The organism is Marinobacter sp. (assembly GCF_041690455.1).
In the GTDB taxonomy this organism is placed as follows: Bacteria; Pseudomonadota; Gammaproteobacteria; order Pseudomonadales; family Oleiphilaceae; genus Marinobacter.
In genome coordinates this window covers 76,776-93,634 of the sequence record NZ_JAWLHI010000004.1, presented here as the reverse complement: position 1 = coordinate 93,634, position 16,859 = coordinate 76,776, and the positions used below count along the sequence as shown (strand labels likewise).

General features: G+C 60.1%; 17 protein-coding genes. 7 read left to right on the top strand and 10 right to left on the bottom strand.

Annotated elements, in window-relative coordinates:
* The 3 genes from cydB to cydC all read left to right on the top strand — a co-directional run.
* Window positions 1–944: cytochrome d ubiquinol oxidase subunit II (gene cydB, locus ACESMW_RS01745; RefSeq protein WP_372985366.1), on the top strand; the 944-nt coding region annotated here is incomplete at its 5' end.
* Entirely contained in the window at window positions 945–2,636 is a 1,692-nt protein-coding gene (gene cydD / locus ACESMW_RS01740; RefSeq protein ID WP_372985365.1) for a thiol reductant ABC exporter subunit CydD, read from the top strand.
* Window positions 2,629–4,242 (top strand): thiol reductant ABC exporter subunit CydC, encoded by a 1,614-nt coding sequence (gene cydC / locus ACESMW_RS01735; RefSeq protein ID WP_372985364.1) that lies wholly within the window; start codon window positions 2,629–2,631, stop codon window positions 4,240–4,242. Before cydD ends, cydC begins: the two co-directional genes overlap by 8 nt.
* Window positions 4,243–4,250: 8 nt before the next feature.
* Here cydC and ACESMW_RS01730 read toward each other — a convergent pair whose 3' ends face one another.
* Together ACESMW_RS01730 and ACESMW_RS01725 are read right to left on the bottom strand one after the other, a co-directional pair.
* Window positions 4,251–5,492 (bottom strand): saccharopine dehydrogenase family protein, encoded by a 1,242-nt coding sequence (locus tag ACESMW_RS01730; protein ID WP_372985363.1) that lies wholly within the window; start codon window positions 5,490–5,492, stop codon window positions 4,251–4,253.
* 31 nt (window positions 5,493–5,523) lie between these two features.
* Window positions 5,524–5,940, bottom strand: coding sequence for a hypothetical protein (locus ACESMW_RS01725; RefSeq protein ID WP_372985362.1), 417 nt, complete (start codon window positions 5,938–5,940; stop codon window positions 5,524–5,526).
* Window positions 5,941–6,142: 202 nt separating this feature from the next.
* Here ACESMW_RS01725 and ACESMW_RS01720 point away from each other — a divergent pair, with 202 nt between their 5' ends.
* Together ACESMW_RS01720 and ACESMW_RS01715 are read left to right on the top strand one after the other, a co-directional pair.
* A complete protein-coding gene (locus ACESMW_RS01720; protein WP_372985361.1) occupies window positions 6,143–6,472 on the top strand; it encodes a hypothetical protein in 330 nt (109 codons plus the stop codon).
* An 11-nt stretch (window positions 6,473–6,483) separates the two neighbouring features.
* Window positions 6,484–6,963 (top strand): hypothetical protein, encoded by a 480-nt coding sequence (locus ACESMW_RS01715; RefSeq protein WP_372985360.1) that lies wholly within the window; start codon window positions 6,484–6,486, stop codon window positions 6,961–6,963.
* Between the two features lie 13 nt (window positions 6,964–6,976).
* Here ACESMW_RS01715 and ACESMW_RS01710 read toward each other — a convergent pair whose 3' ends face one another.
* The gene (locus tag ACESMW_RS01710; protein ID WP_372985359.1) at window positions 6,977–8,089 is read right to left on the bottom strand and encodes a CapA family protein; all 1,113 of its coding nucleotides are present in this window, start codon (window positions 8,087–8,089) and stop codon (window positions 6,977–6,979) included.
* 61 nt (window positions 8,090–8,150) lie between these two features.
* On the opposite strand from ACESMW_RS01710, the gene ACESMW_RS01705 reads away from it, so the two are divergent.
* Window positions 8,151–8,537, top strand: coding sequence for a DUF3775 domain-containing protein (locus ACESMW_RS01705; protein ID WP_372985358.1), 387 nt, complete (start codon window positions 8,151–8,153; stop codon window positions 8,535–8,537).
* Between the two features lie 4 nt (window positions 8,538–8,541).
* Here ACESMW_RS01705 and ACESMW_RS01700 read toward each other — a convergent pair whose 3' ends face one another.
* The 4 genes from ACESMW_RS01700 to ACESMW_RS01685 all read right to left on the bottom strand — a co-directional run bounded on the left by ACESMW_RS01700 (window position 8,542) and on the right by ACESMW_RS01685 (window position 12,216).
* Window positions 8,542–9,972 (bottom strand): RtcB family protein, encoded by a 1,431-nt coding sequence (locus ACESMW_RS01700; RefSeq protein ID WP_372985357.1) that lies wholly within the window; start codon window positions 9,970–9,972, stop codon window positions 8,542–8,544.
* A 32-nt stretch (window positions 9,973–10,004) separates the two neighbouring features.
* Window positions 10,005–10,415: an archease gene (locus ACESMW_RS01695; RefSeq protein WP_372985356.1), complete on the bottom strand. Its 411-nt coding sequence runs from the start codon at window positions 10,413–10,415 to the stop codon at window positions 10,005–10,007.
* A 109-nt stretch (window positions 10,416–10,524) separates the two neighbouring features.
* The gene (locus ACESMW_RS01690) at window positions 10,525–11,466 is read right to left on the bottom strand and encodes an electron transfer flavoprotein subunit alpha/FixB family protein (protein WP_372985355.1); all 942 of its coding nucleotides are present in this window, start codon (window positions 11,464–11,466) and stop codon (window positions 10,525–10,527) included.
* On the bottom strand, window positions 11,467–12,216 hold the full coding sequence (locus ACESMW_RS01685; RefSeq protein WP_092005995.1) for an electron transfer flavoprotein subunit beta/FixA family protein: 750 nt from the start codon (window positions 12,214–12,216) through the stop codon (window positions 11,467–11,469).
* Between the two features lie 416 nt (window positions 12,217–12,632).
* Here ACESMW_RS01685 and ACESMW_RS01680 point away from each other — a divergent pair, with 416 nt between their 5' ends.
* Entirely contained in the window at window positions 12,633–14,285 is a 1,653-nt protein-coding gene (locus ACESMW_RS01680) for an electron transfer flavoprotein-ubiquinone oxidoreductase (protein ID WP_372985354.1), read from the top strand.
* A 420-nt stretch (window positions 14,286–14,705) separates the two neighbouring features.
* Here ACESMW_RS01680 and ACESMW_RS01675 read toward each other — a convergent pair whose 3' ends face one another.
* The 3 genes from ACESMW_RS01675 to ACESMW_RS01665 all read right to left on the bottom strand — a co-directional run bounded on the left by ACESMW_RS01675 (window position 14,706) and on the right by ACESMW_RS01665 (window position 16,849).
* A complete protein-coding gene (locus tag ACESMW_RS01675; RefSeq protein ID WP_372985353.1) occupies window positions 14,706–15,167 on the bottom strand; it encodes a peptidylprolyl isomerase in 462 nt (153 codons plus the stop codon).
* 202 nt (window positions 15,168–15,369) lie between these two features.
* Window positions 15,370–15,939 carry a DUF1285 domain-containing protein gene (locus ACESMW_RS01670; RefSeq protein ID WP_372985352.1) on the bottom strand — a complete coding sequence of 190 codons (570 nt, stop codon included), beginning with the start codon at window positions 15,937–15,939 and terminating at the stop codon, window positions 15,370–15,372.
* 13 nt (window positions 15,940–15,952) lie between these two features.
* Window positions 15,953–16,849 (bottom strand): radical SAM protein, encoded by an 897-nt coding sequence (locus ACESMW_RS01665; protein WP_372985351.1) that lies wholly within the window; start codon window positions 16,847–16,849, stop codon window positions 15,953–15,955.
* Between the last annotated feature and the right edge of the window lie 10 nt (window positions 16,850–16,859).

The window sequence follows — 16,859 nt, the reverse complement described above, 5'->3', positions numbered from 1 at the left end:
TGTATGTGCTGATGGACGGCTTCGACCTGGGTGTCGGCATCCTGTTCCCGTTCGCCCCGAGCGAGGACGACCGGGACACCATGATGAACTCGGTGGCCCCGGTGTGGGACGGCAACGAGACCTGGCTGGTGCTGGGCGGGGCCGGCCTGCTGGCCGCCTTCCCGATGGTCTACACCATCTTCCTGCCGGCGCTGTACATCGGCGTGTTCCTGCTGCTGGCCGGCCTGATCTTCCGGGGCGTGGCCTTCGAGTTCCGGTTCAAGGCCCGCACCTCCCGGTACCTGTGGAACTGGGCCTTTGCCGGCGGCTCCACCATCGCCTCCTTCGCTCAGGGCGCGGTGGTCGGTGCCTACATCCAGGGCTTCAATACCGTGGACGGCGTGTACGTTGGCGGCGCCCTGGACTGGCTGACGCCGTTCACCGTCCTGACCGGCCTCGGCATGCTGGCCGGCTACTCGCTGCTGGGTTCCACCTGGCTGATCATGAAGACTGAAGGCCGGCTGCAGGAATGGGCCTACAAGATCACCCTGCCACTGCTGGCCGCGGTGCTGATCATCTTCGGCATCATCAGTGTCTGGACCCCGTTCGTGGATGACCTGGTGCGTGAGCGCTGGTTCTCCAACCTGACCGTGATCTGGATCCTGCCGGTGCTGACTCTGCTGTGTGCCTTCCAGATCTTCCGGTCGGTGCGTAACCGCTTCGAGGGTATGCCGTTCGTGGCCACCATGGGGCTGTTCATCACCACCTACCTGGGCCTGGTGGTCAGCCGCTGGCCGTACGTGGTACCGCCGGAGTACACCCTGTGGGATGCGGCCTCGGCCTACGGCTCCCAGATGTTCCTGCTGCTCGGCACATTGCTGGTGGTACCCATCGTGATCACCTACACCGCCTGGACCTACTGGGTCTTCCGTGGCAAGGTGCGCGCCGGTGAGGGATACCACTAAGTGACAGCTCCGGAACAGCGAAACGTTCGCCGCTGGCTCACGGAGCTTGCCGCCGGCAATCGTCGATGGGTACAGGGTGCCGTACTGACCGGCACCCTGGCCGGCATTGCGACCATCGTTCAGATGGTCCTGCTGGCGCGCATCGTGCATCTCGGGGTGATCGAGGGCGTTGCGGTCTCACAGCTGACCAACCTCTTCATTCCCCTGGTTATTACTCTGGTGATCCGGGCGCTGTTCCAGGGATTGCAAACCCGCCTGGCGGCCCAGTGCAGCAAGCGGGTTCGCCGGACCGCCCGCCGCCAGATTCACCGGCACTGGCAGGCCGCAGGGCCGGTAGCCATGGGCCAGGAGTCCGCCGGGGCGCTTGCCCGGGAGTGGATTGACCACGTGGAAGCCCTGCACGGTTACTACGCCAGGTTCATGCCCCAGATGCAGCTCTCGGTGATCGTGCCCCTGCTCATTCTGGTTCTGGTGTTCTGGCTGGACTGGCTGGCAGCCGTTTTCCTGCTCCTGTCCGCACCGCTGATTCCCCTGTTCATGGCCCTGGTGGGCATGGGTGCCGAGAAGCTGAACCAGCAGCACTTCGAGACCATCAGCCGGCTGTCCGGTCAGTTCCTGGACAAGGTGCGTGGTCTCACCACCCTGCAGCTGTTCGGCCAGACCGAATCCGCCGCGGACCTCCTTGCCCGTCGTTCGGACCGCTACCGGGTGGTCACCATGAAGACCCTGAAAATCGCGTTTCTGTCCTCGGCGGTACTGGAATTCTTCGCATCCGTGGCGATTGCGGTGATCGCCATTTATATCGGCTTTGGTTTGCTGGGCTATATCACCTTTGGCCCCGCCGATGAGCTTACCCTGTTCACCGGTTTGCTGATCCTGCTATTGGCACCGGAATTCTTCCAGCCGCTGCGAACGCTGTCCCAGTATTACCACGACCGTGCTGCGGCGCTGGGTGCCGGGACCGAGATTCTTGCCCGCCTGCAGGACTACGGTACAGGAGCTCCGGAAGTGACATCGCAGCCGCCCGGTGATGAAATCGCCGGGCCGGCCGATCTCATCACCCTCGATCAGGTGAACTATACCCATCCGGGCGGGACGACTCCCTGGTTCTGTGATCTGAACCTGCAGATTGAAAAGGGCCACGCCGTGGCCCTGACCGGCCCTTCCGGGGGCGGTAAATCCACCCTGCTCTATCTGCTGGCCGGTTTTCTGGCGCCGGACTCTGGCGAAATCCGGGTCTTCGGGCAGGCACCGGGTAAAACCGGTTTTGGCTGGCTGGGGCAGAAAGGCTTTCTCGTTCACGGAACCTGGGCCGATAATCTCCGGCTCACTTCCCCAGATGCTTCCGACATTGCCATTGACGCGGCACTCCGCCGGGTCGGTCTTGGCGATCTGGTGGACGGCCGCGAGGAAGGCATCTACAGCGCGGTGTCGGATCAGGGGCGGGGGTTGTCCGGTGGCCAGGCCCGGCGTCTCAGCCTGGCCCGGATTTTCCTGGCGGACTACGATCTGATTCTGCTGGACGAACCGACCGCCGGGCTTGATTCAGCCAGTGAGATCTTCATTCTGGAGAGCCTTCGCAAGCTCTCGGAGGCGGGAAAGACCCTGGTCTTCTCGACCCATCACCACGCCCTGCTCACCCTTGCAGATCGTGTTCTGACCGTCGACAACGGGGAGGTTGCCAATGCGTGAACTGACGCCCTGGCTTGCCCTGATCTTCCAGCGCCCCTGGCGACTGATGCTGGGCGGGGTGCTAATTCTGGCGACCCTGGCATCCGGAATCGGTCTGCTAGCGCTGTCCGGGTGGTTTATCACGGACACGGCCATTGTCGGCATCCTGCTTGCGGCCGGCACCCAGGTGGCAGTCAATCTGTACGTGCCCGGCGGCGGCATACGGTTCTTTGCAGTCTCACGGACGGTAGCCCGCTACCTGGAGCGGGTCTATAACCACGATACCGTGCTGCGGCTGCTCACGGACATCCGGGTGGCGCTGTTCCGCAAACTTGCCGGAGCGAACCGAGCCGGGCAGTCGAAACTCTCCGGCGCCCAGTGGCTATCGCGCCTGACCAGTGATGTGGATGCCCTGGATACCATCTACCTCCGGGTCATCGCGCCTGCGGCCCTGGCCGGCGTCATCACCCTGCTGGTGGCCTTGCTCGCCTGGGTGCTGTTCAGTGGCGCCGTGGCGCTGGGCCTGCTTGCCATCACCGCCCTCGCCTTCGTGCTGGCCACCGTCGCCGTCTATGTTCGTACCCGCGAACCATCCTATCGCCAGGCCGACCGTCAGGAGGAGCTGCGCACTGCGGTGGTCGAACACATAGAAGGTTTTGCGGAGTTGAGGGCTGCCGGGCGCACCGGGCGGCACGGAGCCTGGCTGCTTCGCCAGGCCCACCAGATGAACTCGGAGCAGGTCGAGGTGGACTCCAAAGTTGGCTGGTATCAGGCCATCAGCCACCTGCTGATCAACCTGTGCGCTGTGTTTGCACTCTGGGCCGGCTACAGCCTGTTTGAGACTGGTGCCATCTCGGGTCCGGTCCTGGTGCTGCTTCCGATCGCGATCCTGGGCCTGGCCGAGGTCTATTCAATGCTGCCGGATGCCTTCGGCAAGCTGGGCAGTACCGTCTCCTCCGCCGCACGCCTGAACCGGGATGCTATGCCGGTCGATGAGGAAGGCAAGGCTGAAATACCAGAGCCGGGCGACGATCTTGCATTGGTGGCCAGAGATATTGCCGTTCGGCACGAAGGGTTCGCACCCGTTCTCACCCATTTCGACCTCACCCTCGCCCGGGGCGAACGGATCGGTATCCTCGGCCGTTCCGGAAGCGGCAAATCGTCCCTGGCCGATACCCTGGCCGGCCTGCTGCCCCCATCCCGGGGCGAGCTCGCCCGGCAACCCTGTGCCTACCTGACCCAGCAGACGGTGCTGTTTGACGACACCTTGCGGGCCAACCTGGTGCTCGGAAACCCGGCGGCTACCGATGCGGAGTTGTGGCGGGTACTTGAACTGGTGGAGCTTGGGGACCGGTTTGCCCGTGAGCCGGATCAGCTGGATACCTGGCTGGGCAATACAGGAAGCCGGCTTTCCGGCGGGGAAGCCCGCCGGGTGGCACTGGCACGGGTGCTGCTGAACCCAGCACCACTAGTAATCCTGGATGAACCCTTCACCGGGCTGGACGCTGACACCAGAAGCCGCATCAGCAAACGTCTGGAGCGGTGGCTGGAAGGGAAATCGGTGGTCAGTCTGGCACACGGGCCGGAGGCCCTGCCGGCAACCGACCGCGTGTTCCATCTGGAGTAATGGTCGCCCTAGCGGGTCTCAACCACCTCGAAGGTCAGGCCCGCTTTTTCGGTCAGCCGCTTCAGCAGATCCCCATCGAGCAGCGATGCCGGGGTCCAGAAACCACCGGGCTTGTCCGCAGGCACATCAAACGCCAGGCACATACCGGCTTCCCCGAGCATCTTGCCAGTGGAGCCATAACCCGGATCGCGATCGCCGGTCACCTTGGTGATCATGGTCTTGCCATCCTCCGTGCGTCCGACAAAGCGGATATCGAAGAACCCGCTACGCTGCTCTTCCGGGCTCGGACCCTCACCGGGCTTGGGGACCAGTTTTTCCACCAGCCACCGGCTGGGCTTGATGGCGGAGGCGGTGAAGAAAGTTCCCAGCGCCGCGGTCATTGCGTAGGCACTGGCCCTACCCTTCAGGCCCCGACCGGTCATCATGGCTTCGTCGTACGTGAATTCCTTGCCGTAGCGTGCGTCCTGGAGGGCGTTGGAACGGTGCACGACACGGGTGTTGATGGCACCCATCACGAACGGCGCTAGCCAGACCTGAAAGTCCTTGTCGAACTCGGCGGTTTTCAGGCTCGGCTGACGGGTTTGCGAGCGGTGTTCCGAGGGGCTGATGGAAAAGGGATTGGCCAGTTCCTTACGCAACGCCGGATCGGAGCCCGCTTCTTTCGCGATATTGATCATCGACGCCACAGTTCCCCCGGACAGCCCGCCCTTGGCCGCCTTTACCCGCATGCGCACATCCTTGCAGGGGGCTCCGAAGGTCTCCTCGGCCTGCTGCTGCAGGTACCAGACACCGAGATCGGAGGGAATCGAGTCGAAACCACAGCAGTGGACGATGCGGGCGCCGGAGGATTTGGCTTCCTCCTCGTACCGTTCGATCATCTTGCGAATCCACTGGACCTCGCCGGTCAGATCACAATAGTCGGTGCCGGAGCGGACACAGGCCTGCACCATGGGCTCACCATACAGGGCGTAGGGGCCGACCGTGGAAATCACGGCCCGGGTCTGGCCACACAGGGCTTCCAGGGAACCTTGATCCGACACGTCTGCAAGGATGATGGGAAGATCGTTGGCCTTGTTGCCCAGCTCGCTTTTCACTCCTTCGAGTTTATGGCTGGAACGGCCGGCAATGGCCCAGTTGACCGATTGGCCGACGCCATAGGTCTCGAACAAATAGCGGGTCAGAATTTGCCCGACAAAACTGGTGGCCCCGAATATGACGAGGTCATAGTTGGTATTCATTGTCTTTGCCATCGGAGTTCCTCTCCTTGCATTCAGAAAGTGATTATAGGGTTGAGGCGTTCGGGCGCGTGCCCATCAGGCGCATAAGAATGGCTACGCCCAACCCCCAGAATCCGTTGAGTATCAGGCCGCCTGTCCAGGTCTGGGCGGTAACTTCCAGACCTTTGAGTGGAAACACCACAAGCATGGCGACTGCAGTCGGCGCCAGGGCGCCAAGCAGGATGTGACCGAGCCAGAAACCGATTCCGGCCAGTCTCCCCAGGATCAACCAGAGCACCATTCCCCACATGCCGCCAAAGAAAGCCAGGGAGACGATTTGAGGGACGCCAAAGGGTGGAACCGGCGACATGTTGAATGGCTCACTGGGCACCATGCCTGCAAGGTAAAACACCATGAACAGCCCTTGGTGAAAAATCAGTGTTGCCAGAAATCCGGCTATAAACGCCTTGATCCAGACCATTGCTGGGTTCCTTTTTTATGAAGTTTCGCTAACCGATTGATTCTCCGAATATGACGCAACAGCTGCAAATCAAGGTAGCAGCTTTGTGCATTGCTTCCAGTTTCCGAGTTTCTTTGTGGGACCCGTCGGTTCGGCCAATCGTTTGGCCTGCCGGTTGCTGCACACTGGCGGCTGACCCCGAAAACCAAGCTGGAGGCCTCCGTTGCTGACATTATTACTGCTTCTCAGCGTTATCCTGGTGCTGTTCAGCGGCTTTCTTTACTGGCAGATCCTTGAGCAGAGGAAAGTCATACGCCAGATCATGGAACAGGACAGGATCGATGAATCCAGTGCCGATCCGGAACTGGTGCTTACGCTCAAAGTGCTCGACCCGATTGCCGTCGCTAAGCGCGAATCCCGCTCTGCCCGCATGCTGGCAGACCGGTTGCCGGTGATGGTCAGCAAGATGGTGTACCAGGAAGTCATGAAAGAGCTCGAACAGGAGCTGCAGGAACGGGAAATCGACGTTTACATGCAGCTTGAATACCGCTGAAGGTTCCGGGCATGGTCACTGAACTGCTTGTTTCTCTTCTCCTGCTGGTCGCCGCTGGCGCGCTGGGGCTGGTTTTCCGGCAACTGCACGGGTGCCGTGTCATGCTCAGGACGGTCAACACCCACCGCATTGCCGCCCGCAGTGCCATTCAGAAGCGCCGGATGGACTTAATGGAAGTCCGCAATCGAACGAAGCTCCTGGAAGAGACCGTCTCCGGCGGCACCAGCGCCGTCGAGAAAGTGCACAAAGCCATATCGAGCACCACATTCGGGCTGATTGACCTGTTCTCAAGGGACGAGGATTTCAGGAAGAATGCCATGAAGGCCCGGACCACTCACGATCAGACCAGCAGCGAGATATACAGCGCGGTTCGAACGACCAACCGGGCCCTGCACATTCTGGCGGACACCCTCATCATCAGTAAGGTCGAGAAACGCATCATCTCCCGCCACACCCGACGGCCCCGGAACGGCGATGATCAGTCCGGGTAATTCCTCCGGCCAGCTACCAGACAAGTTCGAACGATCCGTCAGGGGCCTTGTCCAGTGCTGTTCCCGAGTCCCGGAAGACTTCATTCAGCCGGCACTGCAGCCAGGCGGCCTCCTCCTCGGTGGTGTGGTTCAACCGGAACCTTTCCATGCGCATCGGGACCATCTGAAGTCTTTCCAGCAGTCCGGTGTCGGCATCAATCGTCGGCAGGTACAGCAGGGATAATTCCGGGCGAAATCCCTCGTAGCCCCGAATGCCCTCGTAGTCGTTGATCAGGTCCCCGCACCCATAAAGAATCAACCGGCCATGCCACACCTCAATCCCGCGGGGATGGTGGGAGGAATGTCCATGGATCACATCGGCCCCGGCCTCCTCAATCAGCCGGTGGGCGAACAACCGCTCCTCGTCCTCCACGTAATAGCCCCAGTTGCCGCCCCAGTGGATCGACACCAGAACCCGGTCACCGGGTTGCCTGGCCTGTTCGAGGATCCGGGCGATCGCTTTTACCGACCGGTTGTCGAGACCCGGGAGCAGGAACACGCCGCTTCGGCCGGGACCCGCCGCCCAGTCCTCGGCGATACCGCTGGACGCCAGGCCGCAGGCAAGCACCAGTAGCCTGCCTCCGCCGGGAAGCCGGAAAGCTGCCGGGGACTGAGCTTCCACCTCATCCAGGCCGGCGCCGGGCGTGAGCAGGCCTGCGCCACGAAGCACCTTCAGTGTTTCCGCAAGCCCTTCCCGCCCCCAGTCGAGTACATGGTTGTTGGCCAGGCCACACACGTCCAGGCGGGCCGCCAAAAGGCAGGCCAGGTTGTCCGGATGCATTCGGTAGTGAATTCCTTTGCCGGGCCAGGGCTTACCAGCGGTAGTGACACTGGTCTCAAGGTTCACGATGCGAACGTCAGGGTTGAACCGATCCAACTCTGCCAGGGCATCGCCCCAGATATAGTCACCGGCAACCTTCCCGGGAATCGGGCCGGCCTTCCTTTCTGCCAGCGCGATGTAGTCCCGTGCGTCGATCACGCAGGATTCGTAAAGCCTTGGCTTCGAGGGTACGGGCATGATCTGATCGATGCCTCGCCCGGTCATTACGTCCCCGGCCAGAAAGAGTTTCAGTGGTTGCTTTTTCATCGTCCATCCATCAGCTATTGTCTATAAAGTAGACGATGAATGATCATTGGAGGGATCGCTCATGCTCGACGTCAACCCGGACACCGTTTGCCATCTGGTCCAGCTCGCGCGGGAATTTCATGCCCAGGAACAGGTTGTCATACCCACCGACTCCGGTGATGCCAGCGAGGACTGGCACGTCCAGATGCTCGCCTCCCACGCTGGAGATTCCACTCTGGAGGAATTCCGCTCGGTGATTACCGACCTGGAACCGGACCAGCAACAGCAAGTGGTCGCACTATTGTGGCTCGGCCGGGGCGACTACAGCCTTGAGGAATGGAAGGAAGCATTGTCCTATGCCTCGGATGCATCGAACGACAACACCGCCGATTACCTGATCGCCCACCCACTGTTATCGGATTACCTGCTCGAGGGGCTGTCCCTGATGGGATATTCCTGCGACGAGTAAGCGATCAGCCTTTGACTACACCCAAAGGACGCAACCGGGCAACCCGCCGGGCCAGCCCGGCCATTTCGGCCGATTCCACCACCTCGTTGACGTCCTTGTAGGCATCGGGCGCCTCCTCCGCAACGCCACGCATGCTCGGACTCCGGACATGGATGCCTTTATCCCGCAGGTCATCCACCAGTTTACGCCCCTGCCACAACCTTCTGGCCTGCCTGCGGCTCATGGCCCGGCCGGAACCATGGCAGGCAGAGCCGAATGACTTCTCCTCGTTCTCCGCCAACCCCGCAAGTACATAGGACGCCGTGCCCATGGAGCCGCCGATCAGTACCGGTTGGCCGGTGTTCCGGAATTCCGGTGGCAATTCTTCATTACCGGCTCCGAACGCGCGGGTTGCACCCTTCCGGTGCACCAGCAGTCTGCGCTGCTTGCCATCGACCTTATGGAATTCCTCCTTGCAGGTGTTATGGGAGACATCGTAGAGCAAGGTCAGATCGGCCTCGGGCATCATTTCCGCAAACGTCTGGCGCGCCAGGTGCGTGATGATTTCGCGGTTTGCCAGGGCACAGTTGATGGCCGCACGCATGACGCCGAGATAGCGTTGGCCTACCTCCGATTTCGCCGGGGCACAGGCGAGCTCCCGATCGGCCAGCGCGATGCCGGAAGCCTTGGCCGCTTTTGCCATTTCCACCAAAAACTCGGTGCCGATCTGGTGCCCCAGCCCCCGGGAGCCGCAATGAATGCTGATCACCACATCGCCGGGGTTCAGGCCGAAGCGTTTCGCAGTTTCGCTGTCATACAGGTCGGCCACCTCTTGCAGCTCAAGATAGTGGTTACCGGACCCGAGCGTCCCCATTTCATCACACTGACGCCGCCGGGCGTGGCGGGATACATGCTCCGGCGTTGCTCCGGCCATGCGCCCGTGTTCCTCGATATGGTCCAGATCTTCAGGTCTGCCCCAGCCCTGCTCAACGGCCCACCAGGCCCCACCCCTGAGCATCTCGCTCATACGCAGATCGGTCAGATGAATCTGGCCCACACTGCCAACGCCTGCCGGAATCGTGTTGAAAAGAGCATCCATGAGATCCGGGAGGAGCGGCCGAACTTGCTCGATATTCATTCCGGTGTGCAACAGGCGGACGCCGCAGGAAATATCAAAGCCAACTCCTCCGGCAGAGACCACACCGCCCTCCTCCGGGTCAAACGCCGCCACTCCACCAATTGGAAAGCCGTAGCCCCAGTGGGCATCTGGCATGGCATAGCTCGCACCCACGATGCCAGGCAGGGTCGCCACATTGCGGACCTGCTCGTACACCTTTTCGTCCATGGCTTGGACCAGGGCCCGGGAGGCATACAGAATCCCGGGGACCCGCATATTGCCCTTTCGGGGTAACTCCCATTCGTACTCACCGCGTTGTATCAGTCTGGAAAGGTCCATAGCCTGCCTCCCGGCGTGCTGCATTCAAACGATCAGACGTCCACGACACACTGGGCTCGCCAGTGTGTACCTGTCTTTCCCACAAAAAGCTCCGTTGCGGTGGCTCCCTTGACCTCCACCGCTGGTTGGTGCCGCCCGATGTCCACGGGCTCGCCATGGGCAACGCCGCTCAGGTGAGCATCCTGGATAGTCACTTCAACATGGTGGAACAGCATCCGGCGGACGGCCATCTCGAAAATGATGGCGTTCAGGAAAGCGAGGAAGAGGAATTCGGGATCGTCGTCGGTGGCTTCGATGGTGACGGGAATGCGCGGAGTAACCAGTTCGGGCTCGGTGACAACCGCTGTCAGGGCAATAGCGGCTTGCTCGAAGGCCTCGGCGAGGGTTTTACCCTCTCCCCGGATGCCTTCATCCGCTTCATGGTAGAACAGTTCCCAGCTCATTACAGGTGGCTCCCTGCCATCTCGGCCTCAAGCCATTATCGATGCCCGGGAAGTAAAAGATCAATAAAAAAGGCGCCCGGAGGCGCCTTCTTATAAGCTTTTCAGAAAGTTACAGAACTTTCTTCAGCTCTTCTTCCAGCTGCGGAACCGCTTCAAACAGATCCGCGACCAGGCCGTAATCGGCCACCTGGAAGATCGGGGCTTCTTCGTCCTTGTTGATCGCAACGATCACCTTGGAATCGGACATACCCGCCAGGTGCTGGATGGCACCGGAGATACCCACGGCAACGTACAGCTGCGGGGCAACGATCTTACCGGTCTGGCCAACCTGCATGTCGTTCGGCACGAAGCCGGCGTCAACAGCGGCACGGGAAGCACCAACAGCGGCGCCCAGCAGATCAGCAACGTTCTCCAGCATCTTGAAGTTCTCGCCGTTCTGCATGCCGCGACCACCGGAGATCACGATGCCGGCAGAGGCCAGATCGGGACGGTCAGACTCCGCCATCTCTTCGCTGACGAACGCAGACAGGCCGGCGTCCTTCACTATGTCCAGCTGCTCGACGGAGGCGGAACCACCTTCAGCGGCAACGGGATCGAACGCGGTCGGACGAACGGTGATGACCTTGATGCTGTCGCTGGACTTCACAGTCGCGATGGCGTTACCGGCGTAGATCGGACGAACAAAGGTATCGTCGGATTCAACACGCATGATGTCGGAAACCTGGGCAACGTCCAGCAGCGCAGCAACGCGCGGCATGAAGTCCTTGCCTGTGGTACCGGCAGCAGCCAGAACGTGGCTGTAACCCTTGCCCACTTCGGCAACCAGCTCACCCAGGTTCTCACCCAGGAAGTGACCATAAGCAGCGTTGTCGGCAACCAGAACCTTGTTCACGCCCTCGGCCTTGGCAGCAGCTTCGGCAACGGCACCACAGTTTTCGCCGGCAACCAGTACGTCGATGTCACCGCCAATGGCCTTGGCAGCCGCTACAACATTCAGGGTAGCCTGCTTCAGGCTGCTGTTGTCGTGTTCAGCAATTACCAGGATGCTCATTTAGATCACCTTCGCTTCGTTCTTCAGTTTATCGACCAGCTCAGCTACGTCAGCCACCTTGACACCCGCCTGGCGCGCGGCCGGGGCTTCGACTTTCAGGGTGGACAGACGCGGGGCAACATCAACACCCAAGTCGGCCGGGCTCATGTTGTCCAGCGGCTTCTTCTTGGCCTTCATGATGTTCGGCAGAGACGCGTAACGCGGCTCGTTCAGACGCAGGTCAGTGGTGACGACGGCCGGGAGGTTCAGGGAAACGGTCATCAGACCACCGTCTACCTCACGGGTTACGTTGACCTTGTCGCCCTCAACAACCACTTCGGAAGCGAAAGTGCCCTGACCCATGCCGGTCAGTGCGGCCAGCATCTGGCCGGTCTGGTTGTTGTCGGAATCGATGGACTGCTTGCCGAGAATGACCAGCTTCGGCTCTTCCTTCTCAACAACAGCCTTGAGCAGCTTGGCCGCTTCGAGAGACTGGACTTCTTCGTCGGTCTCGACGTGGATACCACGGTCAGCACCCAGGGCCAGAGCGGTACGGATTTGCTCCTGCGCAGCCTTCGGGCCGATGGAAACCACCACGATTTCACTGGCAACACCCTTTTCTTTCAGACGAACCGCTTCTTCAACAGCGATTTCGCAGAACGGGTTCATTGCCATCTTGACGTTGGCGAGGTCAACACCGGTGTTGTCCGGCTTGACGCGCACCTTCACGTTGTAGTCGATAACTCGTTTTACAGCGACCAGAACCTTCATAGATTCCTCGTTCTTCTACGATGGGTTTAATGACTCGCAGTCCCCGCGGAGCCTGCCGAAATTCAGTGCGCACTAATGATGGAGGCAATGGTCAGCAGAATCAATAGCCTCAAACGACGCGCCGGGACCGCTTTAAAAGCCAATTCGCCGGTGTTGACCCGGATTGGCAATGAGACGATACTAAAAATCGACTCAAAACACACGATATTTCGGTGTATCCGTACAATGCCAAAGCTTGGCGCGAATTTCAAACAAACGTTTGTTTGATTTCTCAAATGCGGTATGCTTTCGGTTAAATTAGCCGGGTTATTCGGCTCGGGGCAGTCGTCTATAGGCAGTTTTACCGGTATGATGACGCCCCTGTAATCGGCCTGCGGGCAAATAATATCCAATAGAAGCTGTTTGAGGAGACCAACGTGGAACGCGAATCGATGGAATTTGATGTTCTGATCGTCGGCGGCGGCCCTGCGGGCCTGTCGGCAGCCTGCCGCGTCATGCAACTGGCGCAGGAAGCCGGCGAAGAACTGACCGTATGCGTGGTAGAAAAAGGTTCTGAAATCGGTGCGCACATCCTCGCCGGTACCGTATTCGAGCCCACTGCCCTGAACGAACTCTTCCCGGACTGGAAAGAGAAAGGCGCTCCCCTGAACACTCCGGTTACCCGGGACGACATTTTCCTGCTCAAGAACCAGGAAAATGCCAGCAAGATCCCGAATGCCTTTGTGCCCAAGAACATGCACAACCACGGCAACTACATCATCAGTCTGGGCAACCTGTGCCGCTGGCTGGCCGAACAGGCCGAGCAGCTGGGCGTTGAAGTGTACCCGGGCTTCGCCGCGGCCGAGACCATTGTTGAAGATGGCCAGGTCAAGGGCATCATCACCGGCGACATGGGCGTGGCCCGTGACGGTTCCGAGAAAGACGGCTACATGCCGGGCATGGAACTGCGCGCCAAGTACACCCTGTTCACCGAGGGTTGCCGCGGTCACCTGGGCAAGCGCCTGATCAACGATTTCAAGCTGGACGAAGGCAAGGATCCGCAACACTACGGCATCGGCATCAAGGAGCTGTGGGACATTGATCCGGCCAAACACGAGCCGGGCCTGGTTGTCCACACCACCGGCTGGCCGCTGAACGAATCCGGCTCTACCGGGGGCTCCTTCCTTTATCACCTGGAAAACGGCCAGGTTTACGTGGGCCTGATCACCGATCTGTCCTACAGCAACCCGCACCTGAGTCCGTTCGAGGAATTCCAGCGCCTGAAGCTGCACCCGGAAATCAGCAAGTACCTGGAAGGTGGCAAGCGCGTATCCTACGGCGCCCGTGCCATCGCCAAGGGCGGCTATAACGCCCTGCCGAAGATGAGCTTCCCGGGTGGCCTGCTGCTGGGTTGTGACGCCGGCACCCTGAACAGCTCCAAGATCAAGGGTTCCCACACCGCCATGAAGTCCGGCCTGCTGGGCGCGGAAGCGGTATTCGAGGCCCTGAAGGAAGGCAAGAGCGGTGAGGAAATCACCGGCTTCCAGAAGCGTTTCGAGGAGAGCTGGCTGTACAAGGAGCTCTACGCCGAGCGGAACTTCGGCCCGGCCATGCACAAGTTCGGCAACGTGGTAGGCGGCGCCATCGCCTTCTTCGAGCAGAACATCCTGCGCGGCAGCCTGCCGATCACATTCCACGATACCACTCCGGACTATGCCACCCTGAAGCCGGCGTCCGAGGCCAAGAAAATCAGCTATCCGAAGCCGGATAACAAGCTGACCTTCGACCGCCTTTCCTCGGTGTTCATTTCCAACACCAACCACGAGGAAGACCAGCCGGTTCACCTGAAGCTGACCGATCCGGATATTCCGCTGAAGGACAACCTGCCGAAATACGACGAGCCCGCGCAGCGCTATTGCCCGGCCGGTGTATACGAAGTCGTCGAAGCGGAAGACGGCAGCGGCAAGAAGTTCCAGATCAACGCCCAGAACTGTGTTCACTGCAAGACCTGTGACATCAAGGATCCTGCCCAGAACATCAACTGGGTGACCCCGGAAGGGGGCGGCGGCCCGAATTATCCGAACATGTAAGCTTCGGAGTTCGAGGTGAACATGGGGTCAGATGAAAGCGTTCATCTGACCCCTTTTTTTGCCTGGAATTTGGGGGAAGTCTGAGGTGAAGAAGGGGTCAGAAGAAGGCTTTCTTCTGACCCCGTAGTCCAGGTCAACTCCGAGGTCTGCATAACCCCAGGGGTCTGAAGAAATCCTTCTTCTGACCCCATTTTCAAACGCTCCCCCTTTCTTCCAGGCACAAAAAAACGGCCCACAAGGGGCCGTCTTTTCGCAGAGGCGGGAGGCGGATCCAGGTTGGGGTCAGATGAAAAAATTTCATCAGACCCCGTTGCCATATGGCTGAACCTGGAGGAGGCCTTAAGTTGGGGTCAGATGAAAGATTTCATCAGACCCCGCTGCCATAACCCCGTTGCCATTTTCCCGCCTTCAGGCGCGACTTCAGTGCACGTGGCCGTGCTCTTGCTCTTCTTCAGTCGCGTCGCGGGTCTCGACCACTTCCACGTCGAAGTGCAGGGTCTGGCCAGCCAGCGGGTGGTTGGCGTCGATGGTGACGGTTTCGTCGCCAACTTCCACTACGCGAACGATCTGGGGGCCGCCCGGAGTCTGTGCCTGGAACTGCATGCCCGGCTCGATGGTGTCAACGCCTTCAAAGGCAGAGCGGGGAACCGGCTGGATCAGTTCTTCGTTTACTTCGCCGTAGCCTTCTGCCGGCTCAACGGAAACCTTCACCTGATCACCAGAGTCCTTCTCGGTCAGTGCAGTTTCCAGACCACCGATGATGTTCTGTGCACCTTCCAGGTAAGTCAGAGGCTCACGACCTTCTACACGGGAGGAATCGAGTTGCTCTCCCTGGTCGTTGGTGAGGGTGTAATGAATGGTAACAACACGAGGTTGGGCCATTTTATCTCCTTGCGTGTCGCAATGACTGCATTTATGAATTAAAGGCAATCGAAAGTGATCATGAACAGCCGGACTGCACAGAGGGACTAACGACCACCGGGCCTCGTTAGAGAGCCAGGCTCGATAACAAGTAAGAAAACACAGTTTAACAAGTGACAGGATGCGTTTTCTACCGTGATTGATGGGGGCAGGCCGGAGTTTTTCAACCGCCCTGCCCGACTTTCCAGAACTTTCCGTGGCTCATGACGCCGTAAACGGTCTGGCCACCCTTATTTTTTTGCTCGGTCACCAGGTCAGCGAGCTCGTAGAAAGCTGCCGTAACAATCCGGGCCTCGACACCGTGGCGGACCTTGATAACAGGCCTTGGCTCGCCCGAATCCGGATACTGCCCGACTTCCAGCGGGTGCTCGTCACTGATTTCCAGCCTCTCCCCTACATTGGTTGTCAGACTGAGCACCTGATCATCCCCGGTGCCATCCACTTCCAGAGAATGGGCCAGCAATGGCGTATCCTCTACCTGGATGCGCCATTTCTCCACCGGCGTGACCAGGTAGAACTCCCCGTCCTCCTCACGCCGCAGGATGGTGGAGAACAACCGGACAATGGCCTCACGGCCCAGGGGCTCACCCTTGAAGATCCACTGGCCGTCCCGGCGAATCACCATATCCATGTCCCCGGACAGATCCGGGTGCCATTGATCCAATGGCGGAAGCCCCGGCTTCTTGACGGTCTCCTCGACTTCTTTGGCAAAGGTTTCCGGATTCTTGTTCATGGCTCAGTGCCTCCTAGAGTCGACGCATCCATTCTGCCCGCAGGGGCGCGGCACCGGGATTGCTGATGGCGAGGTTGACCTGGTCCAGCAGCTTCGGCTTGTCCCGGCCGAGAATGCCCTTGAGCACCAGATAGTTGGAGGCGTGGTCGCTCCGGAACACGGTCTTCTCCAGTTCAAGGTGCTCCAGGAACAGGCGAATTTCCTCGAACAGCCCCTGCTGTGACAGCGGTACAAAATCATCCCCGAACCCGGCGCGGAAGCGCTCCTCGCCCTGTGGAAAGCTCACCACCAGGGTCGACAGGTAATCCGGCTGGGTTTCGTTGCACAGCAACGCCGTGTTGATGGCATGCTGACGGGACAGGACTTCACCACCCAGGCCATTCAGCACCATGACAGAGCTGGTCAGCCCCGCTTCCCGGATCTTGACCAGGGCCGAGCGGGTGGACTCCCAGGTTTCACCCTTGTTGACCCGCCGAAGCACCTCGTCATCGCCGGATTCCATGCCCACATACATGATGGCCAGCCCGGCTTCCCGGAGTTCCGCCAGCTCCTCGACGCTTTTCTTCGCCAGGTTCCGTGGCAGGCAGTAACTGGACACCCGCTGCAGGTCCGGGAACGCGGCCTTGAGGTCGGCAAGAATCTCGAGCAAACGGCGGGTTGGCAGGACCATGGCATCACCGTCGGCCAGGAACACCCGCCGGACGCCGCCTAGGGTTTTCGCCGCGTTCTCGATATCCCTGCGAATGTCTTCCGGTTTGCGGGCCCGGAACTTCTTCTGCGGCTGAGTATACATCTCGCAGAAGGTGCACTTGTTCCAGGAACAACCGTTGGTCACCGGCAGTATCAGGGATTTGGCTTCACTCGGTGGGCGAAACACCGGCTCGACATAGTCGATGGGAAAGCTGTACATAGGTGCTTCC